The organism is Nitriliruptor alkaliphilus DSM 45188 (assembly GCF_000969705.1).
In the GTDB taxonomy this organism is placed as follows: domain Bacteria; phylum Actinomycetota; class Nitriliruptoria; order Nitriliruptorales; family Nitriliruptoraceae; genus Nitriliruptor; species Nitriliruptor alkaliphilus.
On record NZ_KQ033901.1, the window covers coordinates 3,758,785 to 3,774,192 of the forward strand.

Annotated in this window: 13 protein-coding genes; 10 read left to right on the forward strand and 3 right to left on the reverse strand. The window is 70.1% G+C overall.

Annotated features, from left to right (window positions below; all coding sequences use genetic code 11):
• Positions 1-26 precede the first annotated feature (26 nt).
• A complete protein-coding gene (locus NITAL_RS17390; protein WP_052667457.1) occupies positions 27-1,478 on the reverse strand; it encodes a lipopolysaccharide biosynthesis protein in 1,452 nt (483 codons plus the stop codon).
• Positions 1,475-2,515 (reverse strand): UDP-glucose 4-epimerase GalE, encoded by a 1,041-nt coding sequence (gene galE / locus NITAL_RS17395; RefSeq protein ID WP_052667458.1) that lies wholly within the window; start codon positions 2,513-2,515, stop codon positions 1,475-1,477. Before galE ends, NITAL_RS17390 begins: the two co-directional genes overlap by 4 nt.
• Before the next feature lie 137 nt (positions 2,516-2,652).
• Here galE and NITAL_RS17400 point away from each other — a divergent pair, with 137 nt between their 5' ends.
• Positions 2,653-4,071 carry a sugar transferase gene (locus tag NITAL_RS17400; protein ID WP_052667459.1) on the forward strand — a complete coding sequence of 473 codons (1,419 nt, stop codon included), beginning with the start codon at positions 2,653-2,655 and terminating at the stop codon, positions 4,069-4,071.
• Between the two features lie 243 nt (positions 4,072-4,314).
• Positions 4,315-5,556, forward strand: coding sequence for a hypothetical protein (locus NITAL_RS17405; RefSeq protein WP_052667460.1), 1,242 nt, complete (start codon positions 4,315-4,317; stop codon positions 5,554-5,556).
• 16 nt (positions 5,557-5,572) lie between these two features.
• Here NITAL_RS17405 and NITAL_RS17410 read toward each other — a convergent pair whose 3' ends face one another.
• Entirely contained in the window at positions 5,573-6,556 is a 984-nt protein-coding gene (locus tag NITAL_RS17410) for a DnaB-like helicase C-terminal domain-containing protein (RefSeq protein ID WP_169786883.1), read from the reverse strand.
• Positions 6,557-6,741: 185 nt separating this feature from the next.
• Between NITAL_RS17410 and NITAL_RS17415 the strand changes: the two genes are divergently transcribed.
• The 8 genes from NITAL_RS17415 to NITAL_RS17445 all read left to right on the forward strand — a co-directional run bounded on the left by NITAL_RS17415 (position 6,742) and on the right by NITAL_RS17445 (position 15,406).
• On the forward strand, positions 6,742-7,221 hold the full coding sequence (locus NITAL_RS17415) for a TadE/TadG family type IV pilus assembly protein (RefSeq protein WP_052667462.1): 480 nt from the start codon (positions 6,742-6,744) through the stop codon (positions 7,219-7,221).
• Positions 7,221-9,077, forward strand: a complete 1,857-nt coding sequence (locus NITAL_RS17420; RefSeq protein WP_052667463.1) for a hypothetical protein — start codon at positions 7,221-7,223, stop codon at positions 9,075-9,077. Before NITAL_RS17415 ends, NITAL_RS17420 begins: the two co-directional genes overlap by 1 nt.
• 128 nt (positions 9,078-9,205) lie before the next feature.
• Positions 9,206-9,397, forward strand: a complete 192-nt coding sequence (locus tag NITAL_RS26620) for a Flp family type IVb pilin (protein ID WP_083441703.1) — start codon at positions 9,206-9,208, stop codon at positions 9,395-9,397.
• A 171-nt stretch (positions 9,398-9,568) separates the two neighbouring features.
• Positions 9,569-9,775 carry a Flp family type IVb pilin gene (locus NITAL_RS17425; RefSeq protein ID WP_211262477.1) on the forward strand — a complete coding sequence of 69 codons (207 nt, stop codon included), beginning with the start codon at positions 9,569-9,571 and terminating at the stop codon, positions 9,773-9,775.
• A 152-nt stretch (positions 9,776-9,927) separates the two neighbouring features.
• On the forward strand, positions 9,928-10,716 hold the full coding sequence (gene cpaB / locus NITAL_RS17430; protein ID WP_052667464.1) for a Flp pilus assembly protein CpaB: 789 nt from the start codon (positions 9,928-9,930) through the stop codon (positions 10,714-10,716).
• Between the two features lie 31 nt (positions 10,717-10,747).
• Positions 10,748-11,923 (forward strand): CpaE/TadZ family protein, encoded by a 1,176-nt coding sequence (locus NITAL_RS17435; RefSeq protein WP_052667465.1) that lies wholly within the window; start codon positions 10,748-10,750, stop codon positions 11,921-11,923.
• A gap of 19 nt (positions 11,924-11,942) precedes the next feature.
• Positions 11,943-13,418, forward strand: coding sequence for an ATPase, T2SS/T4P/T4SS family (locus tag NITAL_RS17440; protein WP_083441705.1), 1,476 nt, complete (start codon positions 11,943-11,945; stop codon positions 13,416-13,418).
• Positions 13,418-15,406 carry a type II secretion system F family protein gene (locus NITAL_RS17445; protein ID WP_083441706.1) on the forward strand — a complete coding sequence of 663 codons (1,989 nt, stop codon included), beginning with the start codon at positions 13,418-13,420 and terminating at the stop codon, positions 15,404-15,406. The genes NITAL_RS17440 and NITAL_RS17445 overlap by 1 nt, the downstream gene beginning before the upstream one ends.
• Positions 15,407-15,408 lie beyond the last annotated feature (2 nt).

A 15,408-nucleotide genomic window follows, 5' to 3' on the forward strand; every position in this document is an offset into this window, starting at 1 on the left:
AACCGTCTGCCGTGGAAGCGCGCATGCTACGCGGGACGCTGCACCCGGGTGGGAGCGCCCGCCGCCGTCACCCACCAGCTGCGTAGCAGGACGACTGCCGCCGCGACGACGGCGATGGTGCCGAGCCAGCGGATGGCACCTGCCGCACCGGTGGTGGGGAGGCGGTCGAGCAGCAGACCGACCACGATGGCGGGAACCGGGATGAAGCGGGCATGCGGCCAGATCGTCTCCGGTGCCAGCAGCCGACGCCGGACGTGCGCGCCCGCTGCGAGGACGCTCACCCCGAGGAAGGTGGCGGTTGCGGCGCCGGTCAGTCCGAAACGGGGGATGAGCACGAGGTTGAGCGAGATGTTCACGGCCGCAGCGAGCGGGGTGAGGACCGCGAAGACCCCGGTACGCCGACGCTGGTACAGGACGTTGCCCTCGCCGAGGTACCAGACGTAGGGGATGGCCGACAGCGCGACGATCGCCACGACGCTCGAGAGCTCCCCGGCTCGGTAGGTTTCGGGGCTGGCGATGGCGAGCGCCGTGGGGGCCAGGAGACAGGCGAGTAGGGCCCCTGCCGTGGCCAGGCCCGAAACGACGAGGCCGGTCCGGCGGAGGAGCGCCACGCGGTCCCGATCGCTGGCTTCGAGCATCATCGGGGCCCAGGCGTTGTTGATCGCGGCGATCACGACCATCGTCAGGCCACCGAGCACGTACGCGACGTGGTAGCGACCGACCTGCTCGAAGCCGAGGATCCTCTCGATGACGAACCGATCGCCCGCAGCGAGTAGCGACCACGCCAGGAGGTGCGGGACCAGGGGGAGGCCGGTACGGAGTGCCCGCCGCAGGAGACGGGCCGATCCACCTCGGAAGGCAGGCCGTGCCAGGAGGAGACCGACGCCGGCGGCGACGCTGTGTGCGACCAGCAGCCCTGACATGTAGAGCGCTGGGTCGTCTCTCACCACGACGATGAGCGTGGTCCCAAGCGCCTGGCCGCCTGCGCTCCCGATGAGGGCCACCGCCGCGTAGGAACGCGGGCGTCCCCGCGAACGCAGGATGGCCAGCACCGCCTGCGTGAGCACCGCGGGGACGGCCGCGGCGACGGCGAACCGGAACGTCGCGGTGTACTCCGCGCCCTCGAGCACCCCGACCCACACGGGACCGAACTGGTCGACGGCGACGGCCACGATCACCGAGAGCACGAGGACCCACCCGACGACGCGTTCGGCGTCCCGCGGACCGGCGTCGCCTTCGTAGTACTCGCGGGCGACCGCCGCTTGGAGACCGAGGGCTGCACCAGCGGTCACCAGCTGGAGGATGACCAGTGCGGTGGCGAACTCGCCGAGCTGTTCCGGAGCGAGTGCCCGGGTGGCCACCGGTAGCGCCACCGCGGCCGCGCCGAGGTGGAGCGCGACGGCCGCCGTGTAGACGCTCCCGTGGCGCAGCAGCGAACGCTCCCCGGTCGCTCCTCGGCGAGGTTCGTCGGCCGTCATCCGCGTCGGGTCCCCGGTGGCGGCCCGGTTGTCCCCTCGCGAGCCACGTGCTCGTGCGCAACGGATCGGTGCCGCCGGTAGGCGTCCCCGACGATCCGATCGATACTTGACCTCGTCGGTTGCCAACCCAGGATCGATCTCGCGAGCTCCGACCCGGCGACGAGGGCCGGAGGGTCACCGGGTCGTGGGGACGCGGTGCGGGTCTGGACGGTCGAGCTGGTGATCGCATCCACGGCGCGAACGAGTTCGAGCAGCGAGGTGCTTCGCCCCGTGCCGAGGTTCAGAGCTCGGGACTGGCCACCGTTCTCGAGGTACCGGAGCGCGAGGACGTGTGCGTCGGCAAGGTCCGACACGTGGACGAAGTCGCGGATGCAGGTCCCGCCCGGCGTCGGGTGGCGATCCCCGAAGAGGTCGACGCTCGGTCTCGAGCCGAGCGCTACCTCGAGGAGCAGCGGCACGATGTGCGTCTCGGGGTCGTGCCGCTCGCCGAGCCCCTCGTCCGGTTCGGCGCCGGCTGCGTTGAAGTACCGGAGGGAGACTGCCCGCGTGCCGGTCGAGGCGCCGATGTCCGCGATGATCCGCTCCGCCATGGCCTTCGAAGCGCCGTAGGGGCTGACCGGCGCGAGCGGGGTGTCCTCGGTGATCGGGAGCTCGGCCGGTACCCCGTAGACGGAGCACGAGCTGGAGAGGACCAGGTGAGGGACGTCGTGGCGTCCGAGCGCCTCCATGAGGGACAGCGTCCCCACGACCTTGTTGCGGTAGTACTTCGCTGGTTCGTGGAGCGACTCGCCGACGTAGGCCGATCCCGCGAGGTGCACGGCCGCCACCGGGGCGTACCGGGCCATCACCTCATCGAGGAAGCGGGCGTCACCGATGTCGCCGAGTTCGAAGGGCCCCCAGCGAACGACCGACCGGCCGCCAGTCCTCAGATTGTCGACGGTCACCGGGCGGTACCCGTCGGCGGCCAGACGCCGGCTGACGTGGCTGCCGATGTAGCCCGCTCCGCCGGTGACCAGGACACGGTCGTTCGTCGTCACCGAGCCAGGTCCTTCGTCGTTCGTGGCTGAGGGAGCGGGGCTGTGGGGGCGGCTGCGGCGGAGGTCACGTGCATGGGCCCGACGCTGCACCGTAGGGTACGACGATGGGGCGAACCTCGGTGACTGAGCGACAACCGGTGCAGCTGACGCCTGCTCTCTGGCGGGTCCAGCTGCGCAGGTGGCTCGCGCTCGGCGACGGCCTGGTCATCACGGTCGGCAGCCTCCTCGCGTACGTGACCCGCGAGCAGCTCGGCCGCGCCGAGCTCGCGCAGCCGCTCGCCGACGAGGTGCCGATCGCCATCGCGATCATCCCGCTGTGGCTGCTGATCTTCGCCTTGGCTGGCGCCTACCGCCCCGAGTACCTCAACGCCGGGGGGGATGGCGTCCGGCGCTTCCTGGTCGGCGTCGGCGGGGGTGTCCTGACGCTCGGCTTCGCTTCGTTCCTGTTCAACCTCCAGCTCTCTCGTCTGTTCGTCCTGTTCGTCGCGCTGTACGTGCTGGTCGGCGGGGGAGTGCTGCGGGCGGCTGGCCGCCGATGGATACGCAGGCGCCACGAGCGGGGTGAGCTCGTCCTGTACGCGCTGATCGTCGGTACCGACCAGGACGCACAGCAGCTCGCCGGCGCGCTGGAGCGGGACCGTGACTCCAGCTACCGCGTCTCCGGCTACCTGGACGAATCGGCACCCCTCGGATCGCTGACGGAGGATGGGCGTACGGTTCTCGGCAGGCCGAGCGATGTCATAGAACTGGCTGCGGAGCTCGGGATCGGGCTGGTCATCGTGTCGCCGGTCGGGGTGTCACGCGGCACGCTGCAGGACGTCATCCTCGACCTCGAAGGCACGCCGGTCGACGTGGCCGTGGCGCCGTCGCTGTTCCAGATCGTCACCCGCCGCATGACCATCGAGACGGTCGGCTACGTACCCATCCTGCACGTCGACCAGGTTCGGCTCGGTCGGCCCGAGCGCATCCTCAAGCGGGCCGTCGACCTCCTCGCGGCGTCGGCGTTGCTGCTGCTCAGCCTGCCCCTGTGGCTCTGGGCGGCCATCAGGGTGCGGGCCGGGTCGCCCGGACCCGTCCTGTTCCGTCAGCAGCGTGTCGGCCAGGACGGTCAACTCTTCGAGATGCTCAAGTTCCGCACCATGGTGCCCGACGCCGAGGATCGTCTCCCCGAGGTCGAGCACCTCAACGAGGCCGAGGGCGCGTTTTTTAAGGTCGCCGAGGACCCGCGGGTCACCCCCGTGGGCCGGACGCTGCGCCGTTGGTCGATCGACGAGCTGCCGCAGCTGGTCAACGTGCTGCGCGGCGAGATGTCGATGGTGGGGCCGCGCCCGCCGCTGCCGTCCGAGGTCGCGACCTACGAGGACTGGCACCTGCGGCGGCTGCGTGTCCGGCCCGGCATCACCGGCATCTGGCAGGTCTCCGGCCGGTCCGACGTGCCGTTCGACGAGGCGGTGCGCCTCGACCTGTTCTACATCGAGAACTGGTCGCTCGGCACCGACGTCGCCCTGCTGGCCCGAACCGTCCGAGCGGTCCTCAACCGCCGCGGCGCCTGGTGAACGTGGCGGAGCGGTTCGGCGGCCGGCTATGGGCGTCGTGTCGCGCGGGTTCAGGACCCTCGTCCCGTTGTCGCCACCGCGCCTTGTAGGTCCGCGGGGGACGGGGTACCCATCAGGGTCGATGGGATCCTGGGGGGACGCGTGACCGCACTGATCGGGGGTGTCGAGAGCGATAGCCACGAGGCGCGTGATGCCCGCCTCACTATCCCGCCATGGGACCGCCGACGGGACCGCAGGGCTGCTGTGCTGCTCGTGCTGCTGGTCTGGGTGGTGTACCTGCTCACCGCGACGTACACCGTCAGCCAGGTCAACGACTCGCGTGCCACGTCCCTGATGGCCTGGAGCCTCGGCACTCGTGGCACCGTCGCCCTGCCGGAGGAGTGGCGGGGCTACGTCCCCTGGGAGGCCGAGGGCGTCGACGGGTCGCTCCACACCGACCGGTTCCCCGGCTCGTGGTTGTGGGCTGCACCCTTCTACACCGTCAGCGAGGCTGTGCTCGACCGCGGGACGCCACCCCATCCCTGGTTGCTGAACTACGCCCCCTCAGGGGTCGCGTCCGCGACGGCTGCAGCGCTCGCCATCGGGGTCTCGTTCATGCTGTTCCGCCGGCTCGCGGCACGCCGACTCGCGCTCGGAGCGGCCCTCGTCCTCGCCTTCGCCACAGGCGTGTGGTCGGTCTCGGCCAACGTCATGTGGACGCACGGCCTGACCCACCTCACCTTGTCTCTCGGGCTGCTCGCTGCGGCGGGCGGCAGGGATGCATCCTCGGGCCTGGCGTTCGCTGCCGCGATCCTGACGCGCCCGCAGACCGCCGTCGTCCCGGCTGTCGTCGGCCTGTGGCGTGGGGCCTCGGCCCGGCGCATCCGGCCGGTGGTCGTGATCGGCATCCTCTCCGCCCTCGGTCTGCTCGGGATGGTGATCTACAGCCGCGCGTACTTCGGGACCTGGATCCCGGTGGCTGGCTACACGCCGGGGAAGGTCACCTCGGTCGCGACGATCAGTTGGCGTCAGTTCGGCCTCAACCTCGCCGGTGGGCTGGCCGACCCGCACCGCGGGCTGCTCGTCTTCACGCCGTTCCTGTTCGTCTTCGCGCCGTTCATCGGCCGCGGGTGGCGCGCCTCCGAGTGGTGGGTGAAGGCCGGGGCCCTCGGTGGCCTGGCCTACTTCGTCGTGCAGATGCGGGCCAACGGGTACCAGGGCGGTGCCCAGTACTACGGGTCGCGCCTCTCGTTGGAGCTGCTCGTCCTGGCAGCACCGCTGCTGCTGCGGACCTGGCAGGCTCACCTCAGCAGGGTGCCGCTTCTGCGCCGTGCCGTCCTCGGCCTCATCGTGGTCAGCTTCACGATGCACGCCGTGGGTGCGACGATCCTGAGGAGCTACTACGGGGCCGCGGAGTCGTGGCACCCCGATCTGGCCGAGCTCTGCGAACAGCACCAAGACTTCTACGGGTGCGTCGATCCGACCTTCCCCGTCCCGGAAGGCTAGAGGGCCGCTGTGGCCTTCAGAGAGCGGCCTCGTCGAGGCGTTCGTCGACGAGCGTCTCGCTGACGATGCCACCCTCCGGATCGAAGCGGAAGTGGGGGAAGTCCTTGCGGAACTCGAGGTCGATCAGGTTCGGCCCGCCGCGGTTCTTCTCGATCGACATCACGACCCACTCGCGGAAGGTGCGGGCACGGACGGCGTCGTAGCTGAGGTGGACCTTGCTGACCGCCTGATCCTTGTGGTTCATCATCACGACCACGTCGGACTCGAACGCGATGGCCGACGACCCCCGCAGGTGGTGCATCCGCAGGCGGTTGGCCTGCATGCCGGCGGCATCGACCGCCGACAGCAGGACGACGGGCACGTGCGCGTCCAGCGCGAGGTCCTTGAGGCCCTCAACCGTGCGTGTGACCTTCTCGGACTCGGTGGCCGGCGCAGGGTGGAGCGGGATCTTCTGTAGGTAGTCCACGAACAGGATGGTCCGCCGGTCGGCGCTGAGGTGCGGTGCGAGGACATCGGCCAGCGAGTCCAGGGTGGTGTGCGCACCACTGCCGCGGACCAGGATGAGGTCTTCGGCGTACTCCGCGACGCGCTTGCGGACCTCGTCGCCGAGCGGCAGCGATCCGAGCACCTCGGCCAGACCATGGCCCGCCTGGTCGGCGTCACTGAGGGCTTCGTTGAGCGTCCGCGCGATCGATCGGTCGCCCCCGGCCTCGCCAGCCTCGAGTGCCAGGAGGCGCGTCAGCAAGGTGGTCGGCTCGTGCTCGTAGCAGACGAAGACCGCCCGGTGCCCGGCCTTGGCGACGTTCCGGGCCCACTGGAGGGCCGCGATGGTCTTACCGACGCCGGGTGGCCCGCCGAGGAGCAGCAACTCTCCGACGTGCAGGCCGCCTCCGAGCGTCTCGTCGAGGACGGGGAAGCCGCTCGCGACGGTGCGGACGTCGCTCGCGGCGCGATCACGGAGCTGTCGGTCCAGCTCCCCGAGCGCATCAGAAACGCTCACGGTGCGTGTCGAGTGACGGTCCGTCATGTCTGCTCCGTTCCCCTGGCCCCGGTGCCCCTGGGACTCGTGTCCCGAATGACCGTAGCGAGGTCCCGTCCGCATGGACGGGTGTTCGCGCCATGGGTAACGTCGGTCGCGACGTACGGGGTGATCCCGTGCCGGGGCTGAAGTCAGGGGACGATCGCGTGAGATGCCGCCTGCGCGATGAACGAGGCTCGAACGCCGTCGAGTTCGCGCTCGTGCTGCCCATCCTGATCATGATCATGTTCGGGATCTTCTACGGCGGCCTCGCGTACGACCGTCAGTTGACCCTCACGCAAGGTGCCCGCGAGGGCGCACGGTTCGGCGCCACGCTGCCGACCGCGCCGACCGACGACTTCTTCGACGACGTGTTCGACGTCGCGCTCGGCGCTGCGGGCCGTCACGTCGATGCGTCGGGGACCGACTTCTTCGCCTGTGTGCGCTTCGTGCCGGAGTCCGGAACCCCGACGACCCGGACCCGCGGCACCGGGCCCCCCGGCGCTTGCACCCTCCAGGGGACCCCGCCGAGCGGCCCGCACCTCCAGGTCATGGTGGCCAGGACGGCCAGCCTCGAGCTGGTCTTCTTCCGCGCACAGCCGCTGGTCCGCGGTGAGGCGTTCGCCCGCTACGAAGGGCCGAGCTGATGCAGCGCTACCTGCGCAGCACCCACTCCGACGAATCGGGCGCCGTCGCCATCGTGGCGGGCGTGTCCCTGGTCGCCATGTTGCTGATGGCCGCGTTCATCGTCGACCTCGGTGCGGTCCGCGCAGATCGGACGAGCAGCCAGTCCGTCGGTGACATGGCGGCGACGGCGGCGGCCGGCGCCTTCGGGGAGTCCGAGAGCTACCAGGAAGGCTGCATCGCCGGCCTCGAGTACGCGGTCTCCAACCTCCGGGGGCTGACCGTCAGTGCGAGCGACCTGGCCACCGCGTGTGCCAGCTTCACCTCGCCGTGCACCGACTCGACGGCGGTACGCACAGCGACCCTCACCGTCGACCCGTACGTCATCACGGTGACCAACCCCGTACCCGACGACAACTTCCGGATGGATCAGCAGGCGATCGACGAGGCCATCGACGGCACGCCGTGCGACCGGTTCGCCGTCGAGGTGCAGCGCAGCCGATCGTTCATCTTCGGGGGCCTCGCCGGCATCTTCGACACGACCAGCCAGCGCGGCGCCATCGCGGTCACCTACTTGGTCCCTGGGCCGAACGACTACGCCTCGCTCATCGTGCTCCAGCGCAACGGGTGCCAGACACTGGCCAACACCGGTGGTGGCCAGATCCGCGTGTTCGACCTCGAGGGCACGGACCCCGAGACCGGTGATCCGCGCACCTACGAGGGGATCATCTCGGTCGACACCCTTCCGAGCGGGTGCTCAGGGATGCAGAAGGTGATCGACCAGGCTGGGTCGACCGGATCGCTCACGGAGGCATCTGGGCGCATCTTCGCCCACGCGCTCGCGACCACGGACCCCGGCAACCTGTACACCTACAACCCGGCGCGGGTGCCGGCGAACCTGAGGCCTCAGCCGGAGCCCGGTCCGCTCATCACCCGCGCGCCGGTCGACCACCTCTTCAACTGCCTGGCGACCTACCCGGCGTTCTCCGCCACCGCAACGTGGTCGCCGAGCCGAGCCGGTCAGCCGATCGACGGCTGCGAGGCCGCGTCCGCGACCCCGGCACGTCCGCCGTACATCCAACGGCTGCGCACCGCCCTGGCGCCGATCGACACGGCGACCGCGGCCTCGGACCAGGGTCACGGCGTCTTCGCCGAGGACGACTGCAACGACGCGGAGGGCACCTACACGCCGGCGGACTTCGGAGGCGCGCAGATCCTGTTCATGGACTGCCCGATCAGCGGTGGCGACCGCCTTCGCCCGACGGCTGCCGGTCTCCAGCTCGACGGGTTCAGCCACATCATCTTCCGGGACGGACTCGTGTTCGACAACGGCGAGCTTCGGATCAACGGTCCCACCATCGTGTACGTGCCGACGGGCGGCATCGATGCCAGCGGTGCGTCCATGCGGCTGCGGAGCGTCTTCGCCTACGTCGACGCGCCGTCCGGGACCGGCGAGCGGTTCCGCACGAGCGGCAGCTCGGACACGCTCGCGTGGATGGCGCCACTCGACGACACCCCCTGCGAGACCTACTCGACGGGGTTGCCGCCGGCAGGGTGCTTCGTGCCGCTGGCCCTGTGGAGCAACGCCATGGATCGGAACGAGCTGGCCGGCAACGGGAACGGCGGCATCATCGGGTCCTTCTTCACCCCGAACGCCACGTTCCGGTTCCGCGGTTCGTCGACCATCTCCACGGCCCCGTGCACCGCGACGCCGGACTGGAACACGGTGAACACCAACACCGGCGGGGTCTTCAACCTCGAGGGGGCGCAGTTCTTCGCGGAGATCATCGACACGGCGGGGAACGCGTCCGTACGGATGTGCCCGAGCCCGACGACGACGATCCCGACGATGTCCCGGGCCCCGGGCCTGATCCGCTGATCGGGCCACGGCCCGGACGCCGCGGGACGGGGGTCCCGGGCCGGCAGCGACGGGCGCCCGAGGTCGGATCACGGCGGCCGCGTTACCGTCGGTGACACGCACGCAGGGGCGACGCCGGGGAGGCAGCCGTGAGTAACTCGTTCGCACGACTACGTGGTCAGGACGGCGCCACCGCCGTGGAGTACGGGATCATGGTGGCGCTGATCGCCGTCGTGATCATCTCGGCCGTGTACGCGTTGGGGAGCCAACTGAACGACGACTACGAGTGCGTCGAGCAGTACGTGAGGGAGACGCCACAGAACGCACCGACACCCTGCTGACCCATCCCGGCCGGCTCGGGACCCGCGTCCCGGACCCGCCGCGACGTCCTCCTCACGCCAGGATGGCGCGACGTACGTAGCGTCAGAGACAGCCGGTGAGGCGGATGACGAGACCGTGGACCGGGGCGCAGCACCAAAGACGGGGCACACACCAACAGAGGGGACACCAGCATGATGTTCGTCGACTACTACCGGGCCAAGCTCGAGCTGCGGTACGCCGGTGAGGAGGGGGCCACCGCCGTGGAGTACGGCATCATGGTCGCCCTCATCGCCGTGGTGATCATCGCCGCCGTGTACGGCATCGGCCAGGCGCTCAAGGGCGACTTCGAGACCGTCGAGAAGTGCCTCAAGGCGCCGAGCGACACCAGCTGCGTGTAACACGACGCGCCGCCTCCGGGCGGACAGTAACGCTCCGGCGCGGCGGGTCTCGGACCCGTCGCGCCGTCGTGTCGGCACCATCGGATCGCGACGCTCAGGGGCGCCGCGTCGCACCCGGCCCGAGGGCCGGTATGGGGACCTAGGGGACCGCCTTGAACCGCAGACTCATCGGCTTGTTGGCCGCGCTCGTGCTGGCCGGCATCGCCACCTTCTTCCTGGTCACGTTCGTCACCTCCGCGGACGAACGTGCCCGCAGCGGTGAGGAACTCGCCGAGGTGTTCGTCGCGCAGGGTGACATCCCGGCGGGCACGGTCGCCGACGATGCCATCGCCCAGGGCCTGATCGATCAGGACCAGGTGCCGGCACGCACGATCCCGTCCGGGGCCATCGGCGCCCTGGAACAGATCTCGGGGCAGCTGGCCACCGGTCCGCTGTTCACCGGCGAGATCATCGTCAGTGGCCGGTTCGGGGACGCGGTCGCCCAGGCGAGCGGGTTGATGGAGATCCCCGAGGGCCTGCACGCCATCACCGTCCAGATCGGGGTCCCCGAGGGGGTCGCCGGCTTCATCCAGGCGGGCAGCACCGTCGGCGTCGTCGGGACCGCCGAGGTGCCTGCCGGTGCGCCGGGGTTCGGGCAGGGTGGCGCGATCGACGACGACGTCGAGGGCGAGGCGACGCCGCGCAGCGAGTACCTGGTCAGGGACGCCACCGTCCTGGCCATCGGGCAGCGGGTCGTCAACGTCGAGACCGAGGACGGAACGACAGGCGAGGCGGTGCAGCAGTCCAACGACGTCTACCTGGTGACGCTGGCGGCATCCCCCGAGGATGTCGAGAAGCTGGTGTGGACCACCCAGCAAGGGACCCTGTGGTTCACGCTCGTTCCCGACGGTGAGGAGACCGGCGACACGCCCGGCCGGACCCGCGTCAACGCCTTCGGCTGATCGCCGCCCATCCACGCCCAGAGGACCGCCCGTGATCCTGGTCATCGATCCGATCGACGAGCTCGCGCAGCAGGTGGCGGGGGTACACAGCACCCTGCGCGTGCACCGCGAAGCCGACCTCGGCGCCGCCGAGGGGTTCCTATCGACGTGGGCAGGTGACGTCGACGTCATCGTGGTCGGAACCGCGGTGCCGACCGACGAGGCGCTCGACCTCGGCCGCAAGCTGGACGAGGCGTACCCAACGATCTCGCTCGTCCTCGCCACCGTGGACGCGGGCAGCGGTGTCTACCGCCAGGCGATGCGTGCGGGGTTCAGCGATGTGCTGCCGTGGGACGCCGACCACGATGAGATCAGCGAGGTGCTCCTGCGCGCGGCCACCGCGACGCAGCGCCTGCGCGCCGGCGCGGTCGTGGAGGAGGCGGTCGAGACCGCCACGACCATGGCGACCTTCTCCACCAAGGGCGGCTGCGGCAAGAGCTTCATCGCCACCAACCTGGCGGTGCAGCTGGCCGAGACCTACCCGGGCGAGGTCGTGCTGGTCGATCTCGACCTGCAGGCCGGCGACGTGTCCATCATGCTGCAGCTCGCGCCCGAGCGCTCCATCCTCGAAGCCGCCGAGATGGGGGAGGGGCTCGACGAGACGGCCCTGGCCGCCTACCTGACGCCCGCCTCCGACGGGAAGCTCCGGGTCCTGGCCGCACCGATGCACCCGGTGCACGCCGAGGAGGTCAAGCCCGAGGACGTCACCCGGGTCCTGACCCTGCTGCGCCGCATGTTCAAGCACGTGGTCATCGACGGCCCGCCGTCGTTCACCGAGCACGTCCTGGCCGCCTTCGAGCAGGTCGACATCGTGCTGGTGGTGTCGTCCCTCGACGTCCCGTCGATCAAGAACCTGCGCCTGTCGGTCGAGACCCTGCAGCAGATCGGCATCGGCCGCGACCGCATGAAGCTCGTGCTCAACCGCGCCGATTCCAAGGTCGGGCTGACCGTGCGCGAGGTCGAGAAGTCGCTCGGCACCACCATCGACATCACGCTCCCCTCGTCTCGCGAGGTGCCGTTCGCGGTGAACCAGGGGCTGCCGATCGTCACCACCCAGCCGAAGGCAGCGGTGTCCAAGGCCCTGATCGAGGGGCTGCGCATCGCGCGTTCCGAGGTGACGGGGCAGCCCGCCGAGACGGACTCGCGACGGCGGCGACGGCGCGGCTGAGAGCCGAGGAGGACCGACCATGGGTCTACAGGAACGCATCAGCCGCACGAAGGCAGGCACGGGCGCCTCGGCGCACGCTCCGTCGGTGGCGCCACCGCCACCGACGGGGCCACCGATCGGCGCCGGGCCTCCGAACAGGAGTGCGCCGCCAGCCACCCTCGACCAGCCCGGCGCGGTGACCGAGGCCCAGCAGGCCGCCACCCAACGTGAGCTGGACCGCAACACCGAGCTGCGTCGTCGCATCCAGGCCGGCCTCGTGCGCAAGCTCGGCCCCGAGCTGTACAACGATGACCTCGACCAGGCCGAGCTCGAACGGCGCATCCGCGACGAGCTGCGCGAGGCCCTCGAGGGCGAGACCACACCGCTGTCCAACGCCGGCCGCCAGAAGCTGGTCGCCGAGACCCTCGACGACGTGCTCGGCAACGGACCGATCGAACCGTTCCTGCGCGACCCGACCGTCACGGAAGTGATGGTCAATGCCTGGAACGCGGTCTTCATCGAACGCGACGGCAAGCTGATCGAGACCGACACCCACTTCCTCGACGACGGCCACGTCCGCCGCACCATCGAGAAGATCGTCGGACGGGTCGGACGCCGGATCGACGAGTCCCAGCCGTACGTCGACGCCCGTCTGCCCGACGGGTCGCGTGTGAACGCCATCATCCCGCCGGTCGCCGTGGACGGTCCGTCGCTGACGGTCCGCAAGTTCGCCGCCGACCCGTACACGATGGACGACCTGGTCGGGTTCGGATCGATCAGCGCCCAGGCCGCCACGTTCCTGGAGAAGGCGGTCGAGGGCCGGATCAACATCGTGGTCTCGGGCGGCACGGGCGCCGGCAAGACCACGACCCTCAACGCCGTCTCGGCCTACATTCCGTTCACCGAGCGGCTGGTGACGATCGAGGATGCCGCCGAGCTCAAGCTCCAACGGCCGCACATCGTCCGCCTCGAGTACCGCCCGCCGAACATCGAAGGGCGCGGTGAGGTCAGCATCCGCGACCTCGTGCGCAACGCCCTGCGCATGCGGCCCGATCGCATCGTGGTCGGCGAGGTCCGCGGTGGTGAGGCGCTCGACATGTTGCAGGCGATGAACACCGGTCACGACGGGTCGATCACCACCGTGCACGCCAACTCGCCGCGGGACGTGCTGGCCCGCCTCGAGACCATGGTGCTGATGGCCGGTGTCGACCTGCCCGTCCGGGCCATCCGCGAGCAGGTCGCGTCCGGCATCCAGCTGATCGTGCACCAGATGCGCCTGCGCGACGGCACGCGTCGGATCACCCACATCTCCGAGATCGTCGGGATGGAGGGCGACATCATCACCCTCCAGGACCTGTACCTGTTCGACTACGAGGCAGGCGTCGACGAGCACGGCCGCTTCCGCGGCGGCCTGAAGCCCACCGGGATCCGTCCGCACGTGACCAAGCGCCTGCACGAGCTCGGCATCGAGCTGCCCGCGCCGCTGTTCGACCCGTCACCGGTTGGAGCGTTCTGATGCAGGCCGCGCCCCGTCCCAGTGGTAGGTCGTGGTTGGCGTTGGCCTTCGCGATCGTCATCTCCGCGATCCTGGTGTTCGGCGGGGGCCTCGGCGTGGCGCTCGGTCAGGAAGCGCTGTCGGTCGTGGTCCGCGACACCGTGGTCAACACCGACGGGACCACCGAGATCGTCGTCAACGTCACGGGCTCGGCCAAGCCCGACGTCCTCGACGCCGATGCGTTCGAGGTCACTGAGCAGGGCGAAGCGGTCGCCTACCTGACGGTCGAGCCGCTGCTCGAGGAGTCGGGTCGCAGCCAGGTCATCCTCGTCGGCCTCGTCATCGACGTCAGCGGTTCCATGCTCGGCGAACCGATGGCCGAGACGATCCGCGGTGCGGTCGACCTGGTCGAGGAGCTGACCGCCCAAGGCATCGAGATCCAGCTCGTCAGCTTCGCGTCCGAGGTCGACGTCCTCGGACGGCCAACGGCTGACGGGGCCGCGTTGGCCGAGCGGATCGAGGCGTTGGAGGCCCGGGGCGAGACCGCGCTCTACGACGCCGTCGCCGTGTCCGCGCAGCGGCTCGCCGAGTTCTCGACACCCGACACCCAGCTCAACATGGTGGTCTTCTCCGACGGTGGCGACACCGTCAGTGACACCGGGATCGATGAGGCGATCGCTGCCGCCAGCGACGCCGGCGTCCCGGTCACGCTCGTGGCGCTGGAAACGGCGGAGCTGGACCCTGAGGCCATCGACGCGATCGCTGCCGGCACCGGCGGCCGGGTGGTCACCGCAGCGGACACCACGCAGATCGACGCGGCCTTCGCCCAGGTGGCCAGCGACCTCGCGTCGCAGTACGTGCTGCGTTACAGCTCGGACCTGGTAGACCCGGAGACACTCGAGCTGACCGTGACCGTGCGTGCCGGGGAAGCCAGCCAGCAGCTGAGCTACTCGGTCCTCAACCTCCGCGAGGGCGCGCCGCCACCCCCCGCGGCGCCGAACGTCATCACTGTGCCGGAGTCGAGTCCTCTCGCGAGCACACAGGCGCTGATGGTGGGTGGCGGGGCGGCCTTCCTGGCGATGCTGCTGCTCGGCGGGCTGCTGTTCACCGGCCAGCGGACCAAGGCCGACCGGGTCCTCGGCGACCAGCTCGCCCAGTACCTCGAGGGCACCGGCAGCCGCCACGTCGCGCGGTCGGGTCGCATCGCGGTGCACCTGCGCGAACGGGCCATGGAGATGATCGAGGCGGCGCCGCGGCCCGTCGGGCTCGACGAGAAGCTCACCGTGCGGCTCGAGCAGGCTGCCTGGCCGATGCGCAACGGCGAGTTCCTCCTGCTCATCGTCCTGTCGGCCATCGCACCGGCGGCGCTGGCGAGCGTCCTGTTCAACCCGCTCGGGGGTCTCCTGCTCGGCCTGCTGACCGGGGCGATCCCGTTGGCCGTGCTGGAGAACCGTCGGAGCAAGCGGCAGGACCGCTTCCTCAAGGCGCTGCCCGACACCCTCCAGCTGATGGCCGGGTCGCTACGCGCCGGCTACGGCGTGATGCAAGCCATCGACACCGTCGCCAAGGAGTCCTCCGGCCCGACCGCCGAGGAGTTCACCCGGGTGCTGACCGAGGCTCGCCTCGGTATGCCGGTCGAGGACGCGTTGGAGGCCCTGGCCGAGCGCATCGACAACGAGGACCTTCGCTGGGTGGTCCTGGCCATCAACATCCAACGCGAGGTCGGCGGCAACCTGGCCGAGCTTCTCGACGTCGTCGCGGCGGTGCTCCGCGAACGCGAGATGCTGCGCCGACAGATCAAGGTCCTGTCCGCGGAGGGCAAGCTGTCGGCCATCATCCTGATCCTGCTGCCGGTCTTCCTGACCGTCTACCTCGTGCTCATGCGGCCCGAGTACGTCGGGATCCTGGTGACCAACGGGCTCATCGGGTACGCGATGATCATCGGGGCGGTCGTCCTGATGGCCGGTGGCGTGTTCTGGATCCGCAACCTGATCCGCATCGAGGTGTGACG